This window comes from Micromonospora sp. NPDC006431 (assembly GCF_042870725.1).
In the GTDB taxonomy this organism is placed as follows: Bacteria; Actinomycetota; Actinomycetes; order Mycobacteriales; family Micromonosporaceae; genus Micromonospora.
On record NZ_JBIAHQ010000004.1, the window covers coordinates 239,158 to 258,258 of the forward strand.

General features: G+C 73.0%; 20 protein-coding genes and 3 tRNA genes. 13 read left to right on the top strand and 10 right to left on the bottom strand.

Annotation, left to right across the window (positions count from 1 at the left end):
* Nucleotides 1-124 precede the first annotated feature (124 nt).
* A complete protein-coding gene (locus tag ACFYM6_RS10180) occupies nucleotides 125-958 on the top strand; it encodes a class I SAM-dependent methyltransferase (RefSeq protein ID WP_387274123.1) in 834 nt (277 codons plus the stop codon).
* 97 nt (nucleotides 959-1,055) lie between these two features.
* Here the strand turns inward: ACFYM6_RS10180 and ACFYM6_RS10185 are convergent, their stop codons facing one another.
* The 3 genes from ACFYM6_RS10185 to bcp all read right to left on the bottom strand — a co-directional run bounded on the left by ACFYM6_RS10185 (nucleotide 1,056) and on the right by bcp (nucleotide 2,368).
* Nucleotides 1,056-1,586: a GNAT family N-acetyltransferase gene (locus ACFYM6_RS10185; protein WP_387274556.1), complete on the bottom strand. Its 531-nt coding sequence runs from the start codon at nucleotides 1,584-1,586 to the stop codon at nucleotides 1,056-1,058.
* A gap of 126 nt (nucleotides 1,587-1,712) precedes the next feature.
* A tRNA-Leu gene (locus ACFYM6_RS10190) sits at nucleotides 1,713-1,800 on the bottom strand.
* 97 nt (nucleotides 1,801-1,897) lie between these two features.
* Nucleotides 1,898-2,368, bottom strand: a complete 471-nt coding sequence (gene bcp / locus ACFYM6_RS10195; RefSeq protein ID WP_387274125.1) for a thioredoxin-dependent thiol peroxidase — start codon at nucleotides 2,366-2,368, stop codon at nucleotides 1,898-1,900.
* Nucleotides 2,369-2,527: 159 nt separating this feature from the next.
* Between bcp and ACFYM6_RS10200 the strand changes: the two genes are divergently transcribed.
* The 4 genes from ACFYM6_RS10200 to ACFYM6_RS10215 are packed head-to-tail and all read left to right on the top strand — an operon-like array spanning nucleotide 2,528 to nucleotide 5,271.
* A complete protein-coding gene (locus ACFYM6_RS10200) occupies nucleotides 2,528-3,247 on the top strand; it encodes an energy-coupling factor ABC transporter permease (RefSeq protein WP_387274126.1) in 720 nt (239 codons plus the stop codon).
* Nucleotides 3,244-3,717 (top strand): PDGLE domain-containing protein, encoded by a 474-nt coding sequence (locus ACFYM6_RS10205; RefSeq protein WP_387274128.1) that lies wholly within the window; start codon nucleotides 3,244-3,246, stop codon nucleotides 3,715-3,717. The genes ACFYM6_RS10200 and ACFYM6_RS10205 overlap by 4 nt, the downstream gene beginning before the upstream one ends.
* A 13-nt stretch (nucleotides 3,718-3,730) precedes the next feature.
* Nucleotides 3,731-4,501 carry a cobalt ECF transporter T component CbiQ gene (cbiQ, locus tag ACFYM6_RS10210; RefSeq protein ID WP_357433977.1) on the top strand — a complete coding sequence of 257 codons (771 nt, stop codon included), beginning with the start codon at nucleotides 3,731-3,733 and terminating at the stop codon, nucleotides 4,499-4,501.
* Nucleotides 4,498-5,271, top strand: coding sequence for an energy-coupling factor ABC transporter ATP-binding protein (locus ACFYM6_RS10215; protein ID WP_387274130.1), 774 nt, complete (start codon nucleotides 4,498-4,500; stop codon nucleotides 5,269-5,271). Before cbiQ ends, ACFYM6_RS10215 begins: the two co-directional genes overlap by 4 nt.
* Here ACFYM6_RS10215 and ACFYM6_RS10220 read toward each other — a convergent pair.
* The 4 genes from ACFYM6_RS10220 to ACFYM6_RS10235 are packed head-to-tail and all read right to left on the bottom strand — an operon-like array spanning nucleotide 5,232 to nucleotide 8,245.
* Nucleotides 5,232-6,395, bottom strand: a complete 1,164-nt coding sequence (locus ACFYM6_RS10220) for a hypothetical protein (protein WP_387274132.1) — start codon at nucleotides 6,393-6,395, stop codon at nucleotides 5,232-5,234. The two genes, ACFYM6_RS10215 and ACFYM6_RS10220, sit on opposite strands and share 40 nt — an antisense overlap.
* On the bottom strand, nucleotides 6,392-7,108 hold the full coding sequence (locus ACFYM6_RS10225) for a thioredoxin domain-containing protein (RefSeq protein ID WP_073832395.1): 717 nt from the start codon (nucleotides 7,106-7,108) through the stop codon (nucleotides 6,392-6,394). Before ACFYM6_RS10225 ends, ACFYM6_RS10220 begins: the two co-directional genes overlap by 4 nt.
* The gene (locus ACFYM6_RS10230; protein ID WP_387274134.1) at nucleotides 7,101-7,625 is read right to left on the bottom strand and encodes a MauE/DoxX family redox-associated membrane protein; all 525 of its coding nucleotides are present in this window, start codon (nucleotides 7,623-7,625) and stop codon (nucleotides 7,101-7,103) included. Before ACFYM6_RS10230 ends, ACFYM6_RS10225 begins: the two co-directional genes overlap by 8 nt.
* A 32-nt stretch (nucleotides 7,626-7,657) precedes the next feature.
* The gene (locus tag ACFYM6_RS10235; protein WP_387274136.1) at nucleotides 7,658-8,245 is read right to left on the bottom strand and encodes a sigma-70 family RNA polymerase sigma factor; all 588 of its coding nucleotides are present in this window, start codon (nucleotides 8,243-8,245) and stop codon (nucleotides 7,658-7,660) included.
* A gap of 108 nt (nucleotides 8,246-8,353) precedes the next feature.
* Here ACFYM6_RS10235 and ACFYM6_RS10240 point away from each other — a divergent pair, with 108 nt between their 5' ends.
* The 4 genes from ACFYM6_RS10240 (at nucleotide 8,354) to ACFYM6_RS10255 (ending at nucleotide 12,696) form a co-directional block, all read left to right on the top strand.
* Complete coding sequence (locus ACFYM6_RS10240; RefSeq protein ID WP_387274138.1) at nucleotides 8,354-8,998, top strand: zf-HC2 domain-containing protein; 645 nt, start codon at nucleotides 8,354-8,356, stop codon at nucleotides 8,996-8,998.
* Between the two features lie 44 nt (nucleotides 8,999-9,042).
* The gene (locus ACFYM6_RS10245; RefSeq protein ID WP_387274140.1) at nucleotides 9,043-10,791 is read left to right on the top strand and encodes a copper resistance CopC/CopD family protein; all 1,749 of its coding nucleotides are present in this window, start codon (nucleotides 9,043-9,045) and stop codon (nucleotides 10,789-10,791) included.
* A gap of 15 nt (nucleotides 10,792-10,806) precedes the next feature.
* A complete protein-coding gene (locus ACFYM6_RS10250; RefSeq protein WP_387274142.1) occupies nucleotides 10,807-11,544 on the top strand; it encodes a YcnI family protein in 738 nt (245 codons plus the stop codon).
* Between the two features lie 150 nt (nucleotides 11,545-11,694).
* Nucleotides 11,695-12,696 carry a hypothetical protein gene (locus tag ACFYM6_RS10255; RefSeq protein WP_387274143.1) on the top strand — a complete coding sequence of 334 codons (1,002 nt, stop codon included), beginning with the start codon at nucleotides 11,695-11,697 and terminating at the stop codon, nucleotides 12,694-12,696.
* Between the two features lie 233 nt (nucleotides 12,697-12,929).
* Here ACFYM6_RS10255 and ACFYM6_RS10260 read toward each other — a convergent pair whose 3' ends face one another.
* Nucleotides 12,930-14,186: a glycosyltransferase 87 family protein gene (locus ACFYM6_RS10260; protein ID WP_387274145.1), complete on the bottom strand. Its 1,257-nt coding sequence runs from the start codon at nucleotides 14,184-14,186 to the stop codon at nucleotides 12,930-12,932.
* A 74-nt stretch (nucleotides 14,187-14,260) separates the two neighbouring features.
* Between ACFYM6_RS10260 and orn the strand changes: the two genes are divergently transcribed.
* The gene (gene orn / locus ACFYM6_RS10265) at nucleotides 14,261-14,851 is read left to right on the top strand and encodes an oligoribonuclease (protein WP_357433958.1); all 591 of its coding nucleotides are present in this window, start codon (nucleotides 14,261-14,263) and stop codon (nucleotides 14,849-14,851) included.
* A gap of 102 nt (nucleotides 14,852-14,953) precedes the next feature.
* A tRNA-His gene (locus ACFYM6_RS10270) sits at nucleotides 14,954-15,029 on the top strand.
* A 100-nt stretch (nucleotides 15,030-15,129) separates the two neighbouring features.
* On the opposite strand, the gene ACFYM6_RS10275 is transcribed toward ACFYM6_RS10270, so the two are convergent.
* Both ACFYM6_RS10275 and ACFYM6_RS10280 read right to left on the bottom strand, forming a co-directional pair.
* Entirely contained in the window at nucleotides 15,130-16,434 is a 1,305-nt protein-coding gene (locus ACFYM6_RS10275) for an Ig-like domain-containing protein (protein ID WP_387274148.1), read from the bottom strand.
* Between the two features lie 220 nt (nucleotides 16,435-16,654).
* Entirely contained in the window at nucleotides 16,655-17,920 is a 1,266-nt protein-coding gene (locus ACFYM6_RS10280; RefSeq protein WP_387274150.1) for an Ig-like domain-containing protein, read from the bottom strand.
* 188 nt (nucleotides 17,921-18,108) lie between these two features.
* Between ACFYM6_RS10280 and ACFYM6_RS10285 the strand changes: the two genes are divergently transcribed.
* Nucleotides 18,109-18,184, top strand: a tRNA-Lys gene (locus ACFYM6_RS10285).
* A 210-nt stretch (nucleotides 18,185-18,394) separates the two neighbouring features.
* On the top strand, nucleotides 18,395-19,006 hold the full coding sequence (locus tag ACFYM6_RS10290) for a discoidin domain-containing protein (protein WP_387274152.1): 612 nt from the start codon (nucleotides 18,395-18,397) through the stop codon (nucleotides 19,004-19,006).
* Nucleotides 19,007-19,101: the final 95 nt, after the last annotated feature.

A 19,101-nucleotide genomic window follows, 5' to 3' on the forward strand; every position in this document is an offset into this window, starting at 1 on the left:
GCGATGCTACTGAGTCACCGTTCGGCGCGGGGACCCTCGTCCGGTCGGTCCGGTCCGGACACCCAGTCATGCACGTGGAAACTTTCCTCGCCAGCCACTGCCCCGACCTGATACAACCGCACAGGTGGACGCAACGAAGCTCCGTCGGGCCATCGCCCGCACCCGGCTGGCCCCGGTCGCCGCCTTCCCGACCCGCCTGGCCAAGGTCGCCCGGCACGACGGCAAGGTGCTGCGCGCCTCCGCCCGCTGGCTGCTCACCTCCCGCGAGCATCACAACTACACGTACGACCTGACCACCCTGAGCCAGCACCACCTCGCCTGGTTTGTCAGCGTCGTGTGCGACGTCCCGGTCGGGCAGGTGCGCGGCTGGTTCGCCGAACTCGAAGGCGACGACAAGCTGCGCGGGCACATCGAGACGGCCACCGCCACCGCGTCCCGCCGCGGCCTGGCCGACCGGCAGGTCCGCTACGCCCGCCGGATCGGCTGGTACGCCATTGTCCGCGCCCGCAAACCCGCCCACGTCGTCGAGACCGGCGTGGACAAGGGCCTCGGCAGCTGCGTCCTGGCCGCCGCCCTGCTGCGCAACACCGCCGAAGGGCACCCCGGCCGGCTCACCTCGCTCGACATCAACCCCGAGGCCGGCTACCTCGCCAAAGCCACCCCGTGGGCCGACGTGGTCGACCTCGTCATCGGCGACTCCATCGCCTCCATCAGCGCACTGGACCGGCCGGTCGACCTCTTCCTGCACGACAGCGACCACAGCCGGGGGCACGAGCAGCGCGAGTTCGACGCGATCGAGCCGCAACTCGCCCCCGCGGCGATGCTGCTCACCGACAACGCCACGATCACCAACGTCCTCGCCCAGCACGCCGAACGCACCGGTCGCCGGTTCCTCGCATACCGGGAGACCCCGGCCCGGCACTGGTACCCCGGCGACGGGATCGGCGTCGCCTGGTGATGGTCGCGTCTTGGCTCTCGCCTGGCCCGTTTGTCCGGGCCGCCAGAGCTCCGGCAGCATCGACCGCCCGCTGCGGCTGCCGGCACTGCCGGAACGGTCAACCCGCTGCGGTGCCCAGGTCGAGCCACATCAAGACCTCGTCCCGGTCGTCGCCGGGGACGAGGCGCAGCGCGGCGGGGAGCCGCCCCACCTCCCGGTAGCCGAGCCGGCCGTAGAACGCGCCCAGACCCAGGCCGTCCCGCACCGTCACGTGCAGCGCCGCCAGGCCCAGCTCCCGGCCGATCCGCTCGGCCTCGCGCATCAGCGCCGCGCCGTACCCCTGGCCCTGGGTGTCGGGATGCACCATCACCCGCTTGAGCACCCGCCAGTGCGTCTTCAGGTGGAACCGGTTGTCGGAGATGATCAGGATGCCGACGAGACGGTCCGCCGCGTAGCCCACCAGCAGCCGGTCCGGCCCGTCGGCCAGACCCGCGAAGGTCTCCTCGGCGAGGGGCCGGACCTCGGCCGCCGTCACCGGGGCGACGAAGCCGACCGCGCCGCCGGCGTTGGTGACGTCCACCCAGAGCGCGACAATCTGCTCGCGCAGCTCGGGGGTGAGTTCGGGGTCGAGGACGAAGCGCAGGTTCACGCCCGCCATCGTGGCCCGGCAGCGCGCACGGTCGCCCGCCATCGTGATCCTCACGACAGCTGCCGCGCGATGGCGGAGCTGATGCCGCGCTCCCCGGGTCAGCCTCTGCCGGCCCGGGGAGCCGGGTGGTGCGGGAGAGGGGACTCGAACCCCCACGTCCTCACGGACACAGGAACCTAAATCCTGCGTGTCTGGCCAATTCCACCACTCCCGCCCGCATTCGAGAGTCTAACTGGAGCGTCGAGCAAGCCCGATGACGAGCCCGGCGCAACCTGGGAATGCCGTGGACGGTGCGGCCCGGGACGACAGGTTCAGTCCAGGCCGAGGTCCCGGCGGAGCTTGGCGACGTGCCCGGTGGCCTTGACGTTGTAGAGCGCCCGCTCGATCTTCCCGTCCTCGTCGATGACGAAGGTCGAGCGGATCACCCCGGTCACCGTCTTGCCGTACAGCTGCTTCTCGCCGTACGCGCCGTACGCGGTCAGCACGGCCTTGTCGGTGTCGGCGACCAGCGGGAAGGTGATGGCGTCCCGGTCGCGGAACTTCGCCAGCTTCTCGGGCTTGTCCGGGGAGATGCCCACCACCTCGAAGCCGGCGGCCTGGAGCGAGGCGAGCGAGTCGCGGAAGTCGCACGCCTGCTTGGTGCAGCCGGGCGTCATGGCGGCCGGGTACGCGTACAGGATGACCTTGCGGCCGCGCAGGTCGGCCAGGGCGAGGCTTCCGCCGCTGTCGGTGGGGAGGGTGAATTCGGGGGCGGGGTCGCCGGGGCTGAGGCGGTCGGTCATGGCGCAGACGATACCGCCGCATGGCCGGACCGGGACGGTGGCGACGCGCGGTGGCGTGATGATCACCATGGCTTGTTGCAAGGGATTGGCAACAACGGGCCGTCGCAAATAAGCTGCCCGTGTCGGCGTGGATCCTCCCGCCGCGTCCGGGGAGGTCGAGTGGACACACTGGCGATGCACATCTCGAACGGGATCATCGACGGTCCCGTCGCCGCGATCTTCGCCGCGTTCGCGCTCGCCGTGCTCGCCTTCTGCGTGCTGCGCGGGCGCCGCGACCTCGACGACCGGCTGGCCCCGATGGCGGGCCTGGTGGCCGCGTTCATCTTCGCCGTGCAGATGCTCAACTTCCCGATCTTTACCGCCGGCGTCAGTGGCCACCTGCTCGGTGGCGCCCTCGCCGCGCTGCTGGTCGGGCCGTGGGTCGGGGCGCTCTGCGTGGCCGTGGTCCTTGTCGTGCAGGCGCTGGTCTTCGGCGACGGCGGGGTGGCCATGCTCGGCCTCAACATCACCAACATGGCGATCCTCGGCACCGCCGCCGCGTACCTGCTGATCGCGCTGCTGCTGCGGGTGCTGCCGCGCACCACGGCCGGTCTCGGCGTCACCGCCTTCGTCGCCGCGCTGGTCAGCGTGGTGGTCGCCAGCCAGGGCTTCGTCCTGCAGTACTGGCTGGGCGGCACCGCCGACCTGGGCGGCAACCTCGCCGGCCTGGCCGGCACGATGGCCGGCGTCCACCTGCTGATCGGCATCGGCGAGGGCCTGATCACCGCGACCACGGTGGTCACCGTCGCGAAGGTCCGTCCCGATCTGGTGTACGCGCTGCGCGCCCGCAAGCCGGCTGTGCCGGCTCCCGCCGTCCCGGCCGCCGGAGGTGTCCGATGAGCAAGCGTCCCTGGCCCTTCATCCTCGGCGGCCTGCTGGTCGCCCTGCTGCTCGCCGGCGTGGTCAGCAACTACGCCTCGTCGCACCCGGACGGGCTCGACTCGTCGCTGCTGAAGGGCTGCACGGTGAACGCCGAGGACGAGATCACCGGCGGGAGCTGCCCGGCCCAGCAGGCCAAGGACCACGAGCTGGCCGACAGCCCGTTGGCCGACTACGGCGTCCGGGGCGTCGGCAACGGGTTCCTCTCGACCGGCATCTCCGGCGTGCTCGGCGTGCTGCTCACCTTCGCCCTGGGCGGCGGCCTGTTCTGGCTGGCCCGCCGCCGCGGCCCGGCCAACGGCGCCCCCACCGATCCGGCCAACGGCGCCCCGACCGGCCCGGCCAACGGCGTCCCGACCGATCCGGCCGGTGGCGCCCCGACCGGGTCGGCGGCACGGGACGCCGGCGCGCGACCCGCCGGCACCCGCTGAGGGACCCGCCGTCATGGGTGCCGGGCACGTGCACGTGCTCTACCGCGAGTCCGCCTCACCGGTGCACCGCCTCGCGCCGGAGGTGAAGATCGCCGCGATGGTGCTCTTCACCGTCGCGGTGGTCGCCACGCCCCGGGAGGCGTACTGGGCTTTCGGCGCCTACGCCCTGCTGGTCGCCGCCGTGGCGGCGTTGGCCCGGGTCGGGCCGCGCTGGCTGCTCAGCCGGGCGCTGATCGAGCTGCCGTTCGTGCTCTTCGCGTTCGCGCTGCCGTTCCTCGGCACCGGGGAGCGGGTCGAGGTGGCCGGGCTGAGCCTGTCCGTCGACGGGCTGCACGGCGCGTGGAACATCCTGGCCAAGGGCACGCTCGGCGTACTCGCGTCGCTGTTGCTGGCGGCGACCACGACGACGCGTGACCTGATCGTCGGCCTGGACCGGCTGCGCTGCCCGCAGATCCTCACCCAGATCGCCACGTTCATGCTGCGTTACCTGGACGTGCTGGTGGGCGAGGCCCGGCGGATGCGGGTGGCCCGGGTGTCCCGGGGCGACGATCCGCGGTTCCTCTGGCAGCTCCGGGGTTTCGCCGCCGGGGTGGGCGCGCTCTTCCTGCGCGCCTTCGAACGCGGCGAGCGGGTCTACCTGGCGATGGTCTCCCGTGGCTACACAGGGCGGATGCCGGCGGTGTGGCAGGGCGCCGGCGCGGCCACCGCCGGGCAGTGGGTGGCCGCCGCGACGGTGCCGTTGGCCGCGGCCACCATCGCCGCCGTCGCGGTCGTCCTGAGATGATCGGGCACGTGCAGACACCTCCCTCGCTGGACGTACGCGGCGTCCGGTACGCGTACCCGGACGGCCACGTCGCCCTGCACGGGGTGGATCTGACCGTGCCGCGCGGGGAGCGGGTGGCGCTGCTCGGGCCGAACGGCGCCGGCAAGACCACGCTGGTGCTGCACCTCAACGGCATCCTCACCGCGACGGAGGGGACGGTCGGCGTCGGCGGCCTGACGGTGGGCCGGGACCGGGACACCCTCGCCGAGATCCGCCGCCGGGTGGGCATCGTCTTCCAGGACCCGGACGATCAGCTGTTCCTGCCCACCGTCGCCGAGGACGTCGCGTTCGGGCCCGCCAACCTGGGGCTGCGCGGGGCGGAGCTGGCTGCCCGGGTCGACGAGGCCCTGGCCGCTGTGGGGATGAGCGAGCACCGGGACCGGGCGCCGCACCACCTCTCGTTCGGGCAGCGCCGCCGGGTGGCGGTGGCCACCGTGCTCGCCATGCACCCGGAGATCCTGGTCCTCGACGAGCCGTCGTCCAACCTCGACCCGGCCGCCCGGCGGGAGCTGGCGGAGATCCTGCGTGCGCTGCCGGTGACCCTGCTGATGGTCACCCACGACCTGCCGTACGCGGCGGAACTCTGCGACCGTGCGGTGATCCTGGACGCCGGCCGGATCGTCGCTGACGCCCCCACGCCCGAGATCCTCACCGACGACGCCCTGCTGGCGGCCCACCGCCTCGAGCTTCCCTACGGCTTCGACCCCCGCACCGCCGCCCGCCCCGCCTGACCCGTCCTCCCGCTCCCGCTCCGGGCAGCCCCATGAGGATCCGTGTCGGGGCGGGGCCGGGGGATGGCGGCGCGGGAGGCGGCGTGCAGGCGCAGAACGCCGGCGGCGACCGCACCCGCCCCGGTGGCCAGGATCAGCGTCACCAGCACCCGGGCCAGGCCCGCCGGCCACAGCACCGGCACCACCGAGCGGGACAGCACGGCCAGGTTCGCCACCCCGGCGAAGAGGGCCAGGCAGGCCCCGGCCAGGGCGAGCGCGAAGTCGGCGGCCTCCCGGCGAGCCAGCGCGTATCCGCCGGCGGCGAGCGCGCCGAGCCCGGTGAGCAGCGTCCACACCTGCCCGCTGACCAGCTCGAGCAGCACCCCGCCGACGCCGGCGGCCCCGGCGTCCAGCGCCCGGCCGACGGTGAGCGCGACCGTGGCCAGCCCGCCGGCGGCGAGCAGCGCGCCCGCCGCGCGCAACGCGCGCGTACCGGCCGTCGAGCCGGCGGGGATCAGCCCGGCCGCGCCGATCAGCAGGAAGCCGAGCGTGGCGGCCACCCACCACGGGTAGGCGTCCGGCGGCGGCACCCAGTCCAGCGTGCCGCGTACCTCAATGGGCTGGTCGCCGGTGCGCAGCGGCACCACCCAGGCGCGGACCTGCTGCTCCCGGGCCGGGTCGGCGGTGACCTGCGGCGGCGGCGCCGACTCCAGCCAGAGCGTGCGCTGGTCGTGCCAGCGGGCCGTCGGCCCGGCGGAGATCCGCTGCCAGGTCGGCGTCGCCGCCGGGTCGGCCTGCGGGGGGAGCTGGGTGTCGCCGGCGATGGTCCGGTTCAGGTAGGTGGCGGGGGAGCGGGTGTTCTCGTACACCCCGCCCGGCCCGATCCGCAGGTACGGCTCGCCGGAGTAGCCGATCACCTCGACGTCCCGCCCGGTGTGGTTGGTCAGCTCGAGCCGGGCGCTCGCCTCGACCATCCGGGCGGTGAGTCCGGGCGGGGCGGGGCTGAGCTCGATCACCGCGGCCCGGTAGTTGGTGCCGTCGGGGGCGTCCGCCCCGTGCGCGGCGGCCGGGGCGGCGAGGGCGAGGAGTGCGGCGAGGGCGGCGGTGAGCACCACCGCCGCCCGGCGCAGCGGTAGGAGGCTCACTTGCCGGCCGCCGCCACCGCTGCCTTGATCCCCTCGGGGCTCTTGTCCGTGAGCTCCTTGCCGTTGACCTTGATGGTCGGGGTGCCGGTGACGCCCGACTTGCTGGCGTCGTCCGTGACGTGTGCGGTCCACGCCTTGAACGTGCCGTTGTTGACGCACGCCCCGAAGTCGTCCCGGTCCAGCCCGACGCCCGCGCCGATGTCGATCAGCTCGGCGTCGCTCAGCCCGGCGCTGCCCTCCGGCGGCTGCTTGGCGAAGAGCTCGTTGGTGAACTCCTTGAACCTCGAGCCCTTGGCGGCGCAGCCGGCGGCGGCCGAGGCGCGGGTGGAGTACTGGGTGGTGGAGAAGCGGTTCAGGAAGGCCACCGGGTGGAAGATCACCCGCACCTTGTGGTCCCTGACCAACTCGTCGATGGTCGCCCCGTTGACCTGCTGGAACTGCTTGCAGACCGGGCAGAGGTAGTCCTCGTACAGGTCGATGGTGACGGGGCCGTTCCCGTCGAGGATGCCGGTGCCGCCGGCGTTGGCGCCGGGTGGGGCGGTGAAGGTCTTCGACTGCTGGCTGGAGTAGACGGCCCAGCCGATCAGCCCGGCGATCACCAGCACCACCACCGCGGCGATCGACGTGATGATCGTGCGGGTGCGCCGCTTCTCCCGGGCGATCTGCGCGCGGACCACCTGGGCCGCCTTCTTCTGGCCCTTCCGACTACTCATCCTCGCCCTCCTCGGGTGCCGCGCCCGCCAGCCAGCCGTCCACCGAGAACGGGGTGCGGGGCCAGATCAGCAGGAATCCGGCCATGACCAGGAATCCCAGGTCCCGGAGGATCTCCGGGAGGTAGCTCGGGGCCTGCCCGGCGGCGAGTTGGCCGCCGCTGCCGAAGCACCCGCAGTCGATGGCGAGGCCGCGCGCCCAGGCCGAGGCGATGCCGGTGATGAAGACCACCAGCAGCGCCGTGGAGACGCCGGCGACCAGGCGGCTGGCCAGCCCGACGAGCAGGAGTACGCCGAGCGCCAGCTCCACGAAGGGCAGCGCGGCGCCGATCACGGCGGCCACCTCGTACGGCATGACCTGGTAGGCGTTGACCGCGCGGCCGGAGGCGGCCAGGTCGCCGACCTTGGTGGCGCCGGCGAACAACCAGACGGCGGCCAGCCCGAGCCGGACGGCGGCGCCGAGCCAGGGCCGGACGGCGGGCCACTGGATGGCCCGGGTGCTCGGTGCAGTCACGGTCATTGGTCGCCCCGGATCCGAGAAAAGTTCCGCCATCATCCGGCCAGCGCGTCGCCGACGGCGGCGACCAGCTCGCTGCGGGCCCGGGCGACGCGGGACCGGATGGTGCCCACCGGCACCCCCTCCACGGCGGCGGCCTCGGCGTATGACAGGCCGAGCAGCTGGGTGAGCACGAACGCGCCGCGCCGTTCGGCGGGCAGCCGGCGGATCAGGTCGGCGGCGCCGAGCTGCCCGGCGGGGTCGGGGTACGGCCGCTCAGTGGCCGCGTGCGCGCCGAGCCGCTCGTCGAGCCGCCGCCGGCGGACCACCGTGCGCAGGTGGTCGGCGCAGGCCCGCCGGGCGATGCCGAGCAGCCAGGTACGCGCGGTGGACCGTCCCTCGAACCCGGGCAGCGCCCGGAACGCGCGCAGGTAGGTCTCCTGGGTCAGATCGTCGGCGCTGTCCACGTCGACCAGGGCGGCGGCGAAGCGCCACACCTCGGCCTGGGTGGCGCGGACGAAGGCGGCCTGGGCGGCCGGGTCCCCGTCGCGGGCGGCCAGCGCCCAGTGCGTGGCCGGGTCCGGCGCAGCGTCGGGCCCCGCCGCACGGTGGCTGGCGGAGCTGTCGCGCGGGGCGGGGATCACGACAGACGAGGTTACGCGGCGTACCGGGGTCGGGCAGGGTCCTTCGGCCCTTTCCGTGGTCCGGCCCACGTCGGGAACTTTTCCCGCCCGCCCGCCGACTACCCGCTCATGACGTGCGACGAGGTTCGCCTGGCGCTGTCGGCGCGGCTGGACGGGGAGGACCCGCAGGCCCCGGCGGCGGCCCTGGAGGCGCACACCGGGTCCTGCCCGGGCTGCCGCTCCTGGCTGACCCACGCCGAGCGGGTGACCCGGCTCACCCGGCTGCAGCCGGTGGACGTACCCGATTTGACCGCCCAGGTGCTGGCCGCCGTCGCCACGGACCGGGCGGCGGCGCGGGCCGGTGCCGCGGCCGCCGGGCGGGCCCGGCGCCAGGTGCTCCGGGTGGCCGTGGCGGTGGCCGCGGCGGCGCAGTTCGCCATCGCGCTGCCGATCCTGCTGGCCGGGCTGGGCGTCGACGCGGACCCGCACACCAGCCGGGAGATGGCCTCCTTCGACGCGGCCCTCGCGGTCGGCTTCGCGCTCGCCGCCTGGCGGCCGGAGCGGGCCCGGGCGTTCCTGCCGGTGGCCCTGGTGCTGGCGGTCTGCCTGGCCGGCACCAGCCTGGTGGACATCGCCGCCTCGACCACCGCCGCCGTGCACGAGTTGGGCCACCTGGCGGCCGTGGTGCAGGCCGGCCTGCTCTGGGCGCTCGGCCGGGTCAGCGATGAGCCGGAGGCGCCCCGACCCGCCGCGCTCGCCGTCGGACGCGGATGATCAGGGGTCGCCGATTCCGGGCCGCGTCGGGAAGCATGATGGTCATGACTGCTGCCGTACGCCGCCGGCGCCGCCCCGCCGCCGACCGCCGCGGGACCGACCGACCGGCCGCCGCCGACCGCCGCCGGGCCGACCGACAGGCCGGCGCCGACCGCCGCTGGGCTGCCCGGCTGGGGACCGCTGCCGGCCTGCTGGTCGTCCTGGTCGCCCTGCTCGTCGCCCCGGCCACCCCGGCCAGCGCCCACGCGGTGCTGGTGAGCACCAGCCCGACCGCCTCCGCCGTGGTGCCCGGCGCGCCGGCCGAGGTGGTGCTGACCTTCAGCGAGGGGGTCCGCAAGGTCCCGGGCAAGATCCGGGTGATCGCCCCCGACGGCTCCCGGGCCGACCGCGGCGAGCCGACGTTCAAGGACACGGTGGTGACCATCCCGGTCGACCCGTCCGGCGCGCGCGGCACCTACCTGGTCAGCTACCGGGTGATCTCCGCCGACAGCCACCCGGTCTCCGGCGCCTTCACCTACTCGGTGGGCGCCCCGTCGACGCCACCGACCGACACCGGTACGGACAGCCGCGCGAATCCGGTGGTGGAGAACGCGGTGAAGGTGGCGAAGTACCTCGGCTACCTGGGTCTGCTGCTGCTGGTCGGCCCGGCCCTGGTGCTGGCCCTGCTCTGGCCGCGCCGGCTGTCCCGGCGTGGGCCGGCCCGGCTGGCCTGGTCGGGCCTGGGCCTGCTGGCCGTCGCGACCGTGGCCGAGCTGTGGTTGCAGGTGCCCTACACGGCCGGTGGTGGCCTGTTCGCCGTCACCGGGTCCGGTTTCGGCGACGTGCTGGGCAGCGCGTACGGCACCGCGCATCTGGTCCGGCTCGGTCTGCTCGCCGCGGCGGCGTTCCTGCTGCGGCCGCTCTTTGCCGGGCCGGTCGGCCGGACCGACGGGATCATCCTGGCCATCCTCGGCGGGGCGGCGCTGTTCACCTGGCCGCTGGCCGGCCACCCGGCCGCCTCGCCGGTGCCGGCGGTCTCGGTGGTGGTGGACGCGGTGCACCTCGGCAGCATGGCCGTCTGGCTGGGCGGCCTGGTGATGCTCGCGGTCTTCCTGCTGCGCCGGGCCGACGAGCGGGAGCTGGACGCGATCCTGCCGATCTGGTCCCGCTGGGCGGCCCTGGCGGTCGCGGCGCTGCTGCTCGCCGGCACCGTGCAGGGGCTGATCGAGGTGGCCACCCCGCAGGCGCTGTTCGACACCACGTACGGGCAGTTGCTGCTCGCCAAGATCGCTCTGTTCGTGCTGGTGATCGGGGTGGCCGCGTACTCCCGCTCGCTGGTGCGGCGGCGCACCGCGGCGGGCCGGCCCGGTTCGATGCGCCGGGCGGTGGTGGCCGAACTGGCGATCACCGCGGTGGTGCTCGGCGTCACGGCCAACCTGGTGCAGACCACGCCGGCCCGCACCGAGGCCGCCAACGTGGCCGGTGCGCCCACCGGCTACTTCTCCACCACGCTGACCAGCCCGCTCTACTCGCTGCAGGTGGAGCTGGACCCGGCCCAGCGTGGCAACAACTCGATGCACCTGTACGCGTACACCAGCGACAACCGACCGCAGCCGGTGCAGGAGTGGAAGGCCACCGCCGCGCTGCCGTCGGCCGGGATCGAGCCGATCGAGATCCCGCTGCTGCCGCTGACCGACAACCACGCCACCGGTGAGATCAACCTGCCGGCGGCGGGGCAGTGGGTGTTCCGCTTCACCGTCCGCACGTCCGACATCGACCAGGCCACGGTGACCGCCACCGTGCCGATCAAGTAGGAGAGGCTTCCGCCCATGTTCCGTCTTCGGCGTCCCGCCACCACGGCCGCGCTCGCCCTCGCCGCCGTCGCCACCGCCGTGCTCGGCCTCGCCGGCCCGGCCTCGGCGCACGTCACGGTCAACCCGAAGGAGGCGACCCAGGGCGGCTACGGCCGCTTCGCCTTCCGGGTGCCGAACGAGAGCGACACGGCCTCGACCACCAAGGTGGAGGTCTTCCTGCCGGAGGACGCACCGGTCGGCTCGGTCTCCACCATGCCGGTGCCGGGGTGGACGGTGCAGGCGGAGAAGCGCAAGGTCGACCCGCCGATCGACGTGCACGGCAGCCAGCTCACCGAGGCGGTGGCCAAGCTGACCTTCACCGCGGCGTCGGGCGGCGGGGTCAAGCCGGGCGAGTTCCAGGAGTTCCCGGTGTCGATGGGGCCGCTGCCGCAGGTCGACCAGATGGTGTTCAAGGTGATCCAGACCTACTCGGACGGCAATGTGTCCCGCTGGATCGAGGTGCCGACGCCGGGCAAGGAGGAGCCGGAGAACCCGGCCCCGGTCCTCAAGCTGACCGCCGCGTCGCCGTCCGCCTCGCCGGCGGCGAACGTGGCCGCGAACGCCTCGCCGGCCGCGTCCGGCGGTGACGACGACTCCGACGGGAGCGCCGGCACGGCCCTCGGCGTGGCCGGTCTGGTCGCCGGCCTCGCCGGTCTGGTCCTCGGTGGGCTCGCCTTCCTGCGTACCCGTCGGGAGCCCACGCCGAAGTCCTGACCTGCGCAGGTGCCGCCGGCCCGTCGGATCTTCCGGCGGGCCGGCGTGCTTTCTGCGGTCCTTGGGGTGCTTGCCGTGGATATCCGGCGATTGCGCGGTTCACGTCGGTAAGGTCGGCCGGGTGGTTGGCTACCGAGGGAGAGGACCCGAATGCGGTTCGTGCGAACGATCGCCGGCATGCTGCTGTTGGCTGTGGGAATCCCGGCGCTCCTCGTGGGGGCCGGGCTCTGGACCGCGGCCCGGCACGCGAACCCGGACGGCGGCTTCGGCGCCCGCTTCGAGACGATCCGCACGCCCGGGCAGGCCGTCGTGGTCACCGACGTGGACGACCTGCTCCGCGCCGAGGCGCCCTTCGCCCGGACCGCACAGGCCCGCCTACGGCTGATCGCGCGGACCGCCGACGGGCCGGCCTTCCTCGGCCTGGCCCCGACCGACCAGGTGGCCCGCTGGCTGGCGGCCGCCCCGCACGCCACCGTCAGCCGGGTCGCGCTGGCCCGCGGCCCGCTGCCCGTCCGCCTCGAGCCCACCGGCCCGGCCACCGCCGGCACCACCGCCATGGTCCCCGCCGAGCAGGGCTTCTGGGTACGCGAGGGGATCGGCGCGCTGGAGTGGAGCCCCGCCGAGCTGGCCGACCGGTCGCTGAGCCTGGTGGTGATGCGGCCGGACGCACGGGCCGACCTCGCCCTGGACCTGCGTGCCGAGCTGCGCGCCGGCTGGTTCCCGGGGATGGCGTGGGCGCTGCTCGCCGGTGGGGTGCTGCTGGTGGTCCTCGCCGTGCTGCTCCTGCTGCGCCCGGTCCGCCCGCGCGAGGTGGTCTTCGTCGTCGAGCCTGACCAGGTCCCGGTGCTCGCCGGACGGCTCGGGGTCAGCTCGCTCAGCGGGCTGGGCACGCCCGACGGGGTGGGGGAGCGGCCGGCCTGGCCGGAGCGGCAGCTGGTCGCCGTCGGCTCGGCGCCTACCGCGCGGTCCCGGGCCGCGATCGGCCCGGTGCCGAGCGGGCGCCCGGAGACCCTGGCGGACCTGCCCGCCGATCCGGCGTGGTCCTGGCCCCCGGCCACCATGCCGGCGACCCCCCGACCGGTGGAGGTCCCGCCACGGGTGGCGTCGCCGCTGGATCCCGGGCCGGACGCGCCGGAGCCCGCCAACGGATAGCGCCGGCTCCTGCGGCCTGGTGTCGCCACCCCCCGTCGGGCCGGCGTCCTGGGGCGTGGTCTCGGGAAACCGGCCCTGTCAGGCCGACAACGGCGGGTGGCCCTCCGCGCTGCCGACGCGGAGGGCCACCGTCACCGGGGGAATCGGTGCTACCTGGGAGAAACTTGAGGTAGTTGTGACCAGATTAGCGCCGAACGGCGCTCGTCGCGATGTCTGTCCATTTGGTGCAAGTTTCAGCTTGCCCTGGTGCGGTCCCTAGCCGGCCGCCGGGTCGGCAGCGCCGCCAGCAGCACCAGGCTGAGCAGCACGTACGCGTTGCGCGCGACGAACTCGCCGAAGCTGTCGGTAGGTGCCGGCGCAACCCCCCAGTCCAGGAAGGTGACCACCCCGTAGATGATCACGAAGGCGCCGCCGATCGCGAGGCTGAGCTGCCAGCGGCGCCGCCGGGCACCCGCCACCGTGCCCCGGTCGGCGTCCAGCGCCGAGTCGACCAGCATCACCACCGCCGGGATGAACCAGTACAGGTGGTGCGTCCAGGTGATCGGGCTGACCAGGCCGCCGACCAGGCCGGTCAGGGTGACCCCGGCCAACGCGTCCCCGGCCCGGGCGGCGCGGGCGGCCCGCCACAGCCCGTACCCGGCGACCACGACGACCAGCAGCAGCCAGGGCAGCTGAGCCGGCTTCTCCGGGGCGGTGATCCGGCTGAGCAGGCCGAACAGCGACTGGTTCCCGGTGTAGTCGGTGCGACCCACCCGGTCGGTCGCCCACAGTTCGTGGGTCCAGAACCGCCACGAGTCGCTCGGCGCCACCGCCGCGGCCAGCAGGGTGGCCAGCGCCGCGGTCGCCGAGGCGACCACCGCCGCCCGCCAGCGCCGGGTGGCCAGCAGGTAGAGCACGAAGATGCCGGGGAAGAGCTTGAGCGCCGCCGCCAACCCCACGCCCACCCCGGCCCAGGACCGCCCCCCGGGTACCGCGAAGAGCAGGTCGGCCAGGATCAGCACCACCAGCAGCATGTTGATCTGCCCGAAGGTGAGCGTCTCCCGGGTGCTCTCCACCGCGAACACCAGCAGGACGGCCACCGTGAGGGTGAACAGCCGGGGCAGGTCGTGCCGCTTGATGACCGGGATCACCAGCCAGCGGGTCGTCACCACCACGCCCAGCACGGTCAGCACCGTGAAGATGGTCACGGTGGCGCCGAGCGGTAACAGCGCGAACGGCCGCAGCAGCAGCGCGGCGAACGGTGGGTAGGTGAAGTAGAGCGCCCCCTGCACCCGGTCCGGCTGGACGTAGTCGTAGAGCGGGTGGCCGGCCGCCCACCAGTCCATCGCCCGCATGTAGATCTTCAAGTCGAAGAAGTCGTGGACCGTGCCGGGCAGGTAGAGCGCCGGCAGCACCGCCGCGAGCGCCACCACCGTGACGAGCCGACGGGCCGCGCGGCCGCCCGGATCGTCCTCGGTGACGGCGGGTGGTGCGACAGGTTCGGCTGGCACGGGGCAAACCCTACTGGTCCACCTCGGCCATGGTGCCGAGGCGCGGGCGGATCGGCAGCGCGTAGTCTGATCCGGTGGCTGATCTTCTCGTCTGGATCGATTGTGAGATGACCGGGTTGGACCTCGGCCGGGACGCGCTGATCGAGGTCGCCGCGCTCGTCACCGACCCCGACCTGAACGTGCTGGGGGAGGGCGTGGACGTGGTCATCCACGCCGACGACGCGGCGCTGGACGGGATGCCGGAGATCGTGCAGACCATGCACGCCAAGTCCGGGCTCACCGAGGCCGCCCGCCGCTCCACGGTCACCCTCGCCGAGGCCGAGGACATGGTGCTCGACTACATCACCACGTACGTCAAGGACTCCGGCAGCGCGCCGCTGTGCGGCAACTCGATCGCCACCGACCGCGGGTTCATCGCCCGGGACATGCCCCGCCTCGACGCGCACCTGCACTACCGGATGATCGACGTCTCCTCGATCAAGGAGCTCTGCCGGCGCTGGTACCCACGGGTGTACTTCGGCCAGCCGCAGAAGGGGCTGGCCCACCGGGCCCTGGCGGACATCCGGGAGAGCATCCGGGAGCTGGAGTACTACCGGCGGACCATCTTCGTCCCGCTGCCCGGCCCGGACGTGGAGAGCGCCAAGGCGATCGCCGCCCAGCTCTGAGCCTCCGCCCGGCGGCCGGCCGGAACCCGGTGGACGGGGACGGCAGGGGTGTGGCTATTATTAGTCCGCGCCCCGCCCGGCTCGACCGGCGCGGAGAGCATGGTGGCTGTAGCTCAGTTGGCAGAGCACCGGGTTGTGGTCCCGGTTGTCGTGGGTTCAATTCCCATCAGTCACCCCAGCAACTGAGGCCCCCTCTTCCACGAGGGGGCCTCAGTCGTTTCCAGGGCCGGGATACGCCGGAGCCCTCTCCGTCGGGAGAGGGCTCCGGTACGCGTTGGTCAGGCGTTCGGCGTGGCGCTCGGGTCTGCGCTCGGGCTGGTGTCGTCACCCGGCTGCGCCGGCGGCTCGTACGGCAGGGCGCTGCCCTTGACGTACTCGTCCCAGCTCATGTTCCAGTCGGTCCAGCCGTTGCCGTTCTGGAGCTTGCGCTGGGTGCCCTTCACCGTGATCGGATCGCCGATCCGGGTGTTGGCGAAGAGCCAGGCGCCCTCCTTCATCGAGACGTTCACGCAGCCGTGCGAGACGTTGACCCGGCCCTGCACCCCCTCGGACCAGGGCGCGGCGTGGATGAACTCGCCGCCCCAGGTGAGCCGCTGGGCGAAGTCGATGTCGGTGCGGTAGCCCTCCTCCGGGCCCAGCTCCTCGCGGGTGTCGAAGACCGTCTTGCGGAGCTTCTCGATCACCACCATGGTGCCGCTGGACGACGGGGTGGTCTTCTTGCCGAGACTCACCGGGATCGTCCGGATCACCTTGCCGTCCTTGGTGACCGTCATCCGCTTGGTGCGGTTCTCGACGGTCATGACGAACGACGGGCCGATCTTGATGTCGACGGTCAGGTCGGCTCGGCCGTACCAGCCGTCGCCGAGCGGGAGCCCGCCCGCCTGCACCCGGTACGACACCGTGCTGTTGGCCTGCCAGAACGTCTTCGGCCGGTAGCGCACCTCGGTGGGGCTCGCCCAGTGCCAGATGCCCTCCTGGGCCGGCTTCGCGGTGACCGTCATCCGGCGTTGCACGTCGTCCCGGTAGTCCTGCGGGATGGCCCGGCTGAACTTGACGATCAGCGGCATGCCCACGCCGACCGTCTGGTTGTCGCCGAGGAAACTGCTGATCCGGATCTGCTTGCCCGGCTTGGCCATGGTGGTGAAGGAGTTGGTCGCCGTCGCCGGCTTGCCGTCGTCGCCGGTCGCGGTCACCGTCGCGGTGTACGTCTCGCCGTACTTCAGGGCACCGGCGGGGAGCCAGCTCTTCCCGTCCTCCGCGAGCGCGCCCTCGACGACCGTGCCGGCGGAGTCCTTGAGCTCGACGGCGGTCTCCTTCGCCTCCTTCGTGGTGAAGGTGATGGCGGTCGAGGCGGGCACGTCCTTGGCGTCGGCCGCGGGCTCGCTGATGGTGGCGGACGCCTTCGGGCCCTCCTCCCCGCCATGCCAGCTCGACGGCTTGTCGCCGCCGCCACCGCCGCCGCCGCCGGTGCAGGCGGAGGTCAGCGCCATCGCGGCGGCGAGCACCGCGGCCGCGAACATCCGGCGCCCCGTGCCGCGCCGGGCGGTGCCGCGCCGGATCAACTCGTCCTGGCTAGCTCGCATGGTTCCCCCACAGTCGTCATCCCCCGGTCCCATCGTCCTCTACAGACGCGCGGGTACCCATACCCGTTGCCGGAAGTGAACCGAAACACGCCGGGCGCGACGTAACGATTCTGGTATGTTACGGCGCTTCATGAGCAGGGCTCGTCTCTGCCTCGGTCCGGCGCCGCCTGACGGCCGCCGGCGGTGGCCCGGCGGGTGCCACCGGGCCGCCGTCGATCGCTCAGAAGGCCGGTCCCGCACCCCCGTCGGGCACCGGCAGCGCGCTGCCCGCGACGAACTGCGACCAGTTCATGCTCCACGCCGTCCAGCCGTTGCCCGGTGCCAGCTTCCGCTCGGTGCCCCGGACGGTGATCGGGTCGCCGACCAGGGTCTGGCCGAACAGCCACCGCCCGTTCGCCATCGAGACGTTCACGCAGCCGTGCGAGACGTTCTGCCGCCCCTGCACGCCCTCCGACCAGGGCGCGGCGTGGATGTACTCGCCACCCCAGGTGATCCGCTGAGCGAAGTCGATCTTCGTGACGTACCGGTTCTGCGGGTCCGGGTCGTCCCGGGTGTCGAAGACCGTCGACTCCTTCTTCTCCATCACCACCATGGTGCCGCTGGAGGAGGGGGTGCTCTTCTTGCCGAGGCTCACCGGCAGGGTGCGGACCAGCGCGCCGTTCTCGTACACGCTCATCTTCTTGGTCGCGTTGTCGACCTTCATCTCGAAGGCGCGCCCGATCTTCGCGGTCGCGCTCCGGTCGACGTTGCCGTAGCGGCCGTTGCTCAGCGGGATCCCGGCCAGCGCCAGCCGTACGGTGATCGTGGTGCCCGTCTTCCAGTACTCCGGCGCCCGGTAGTACGCCTGCGTGCCGTTGTCGACCCAGTGCCACGCGCCCGGCTGCGGCGGGTCGGTCTGCACGAACATCCGCTTCTGCACCGCGGCCCGGTCCTTCTTCGGGATGCCCGGCGAGAACTCGGCGACCACCGGCATCGCCACGCCGTACGTCTTGCCGCTGAACAGGTAGAGCCCGGAGCCGATCATCGACTTCGGCTTGGCCATCGTGGTGAAGGTGCTGGTGCCCTGGTGGGTCTGGCCGTCGGTGCCGGTGCCCGTGACCGTGGCGGTGTACCGGGTGGCGTACTTCAGCGGAGCGGAGGGCACCCAGGAAGAGCCGTCGCGCCGCAGCCGGCCCGCCACGGTGGTGCCGTTCGCCGCGGTGAGGACGACCTCCGACACCTTCCCGCCACCGGGAACGGTCGCGCTGATCTCGGTGCTGACCGGGCGCTTGTCCGACCCGTCGGTCGGGTTCACCTTCAACGGTGCCGCAGCTGTGCCCGCCGGTTCGCTGGTCGTGCCGCCCGCTACGGCGCCCGGTACGACCTGCTGCTGCCCGGCAGCCCCGGGTGCCGGCTTCTTGTCGTCGTCCCCGCAGCCGGTCAGTGCCAGCGACGCCGTGAGAACCAGAGCGCCCAGCATCGCCCCGGCCCGCCCGAACCTGCCCATCCCCACCTCTGTTCTCGCGTGCCTGGCGCACATCGTGCCGTATCGCTGCCATGGCGTTGGGCCCCTTGCGCCTGCGGGTGGGAGATTTTGTACGGTTTTGCCCGTTAAGCTTGGCCGAAGGGGGGAGCCGGGGATCGGATTGGAACCCGGGTCGGGGGCCGTGCTAATGTTCTCCCCGTTGCCAGCGAGCGCCGCTAGCTCAACTGGCAGAGCAGCGGACTCTTAATCCGCGGGTTCGGGGTTCGAGTCCCTGGCGGCGCACCAGCAGTAACACAATCAGGCCCGGTCCACGTGGACCGGGCCTGGCTGCTTTCCTCCCCCCACGGGTCCGACGACGGGCCAGGCGACGGTCGGGGTGGCGGAGACCCGCAGGACCGCGAGATCGTGAGGTGGTCCGGCCGTCCAGCCCTGACGGATCGAACATCCCCGCGGTATAAGGCCACCGCAATCGCCGACAACGAAGCCAACGATGTGGTGTGGGAGGCCGAGGACGTGCGGCCGGGCGAGGCGTTGGACGCGCGGGCCATCGGGGATCTGCGGGGCTACCTCTACCTCACTGCCACCGCCCAGGTCAGGGGCAACGGCACGACCTTCACCACGCTCCATGACAGTCAGCGCGTCGGGTTGGTCGGGGCTCTCGGGCCGCCCCGGTCACGTGACCAGGAGTGCGCGGTCGCCGACCAGCAGGGCCAGCCGAAACCCCTCGTACCGTGTTCCCTGACCGACGGCGCATACGGACCGTCCTATCGGCACCAGGGGTGCCAGCGAATGAACCCCTCCGGGACCCGGTCAACCCCTCAGCCGACCAGCTCGGCAAAACCCTGCCAAGCCAACACCTTCCTGCAGATCGACCTCGGCGCCCGCCGTCCGGTCGCGGCGGTTTTCGCGCATGGCCTGTCCACCTCCAGCCCGGTCGTGATCGAAACGAGCGACGACGGAACCGCCTGGTCGCAACGGGCCGAGGCCCGCTGGTCGCGTTTCCTCAAAGTCACCCTGCCGGCCGGAATCAACGCCAGACACGTCCGGCTGTCCCAGCAGCGCGGTTATGAGATAGCCGAGCTGAACGAACTTGCGGTATGGCCGTAACCGCCGTTGACCCGACCGGCTGAAGAGCCGGGGGCCGGCTGCGCTCCCGCCCGTCAACCAGTGGTTGACGCTGGGCGGGCGTCAACTTATGGTTG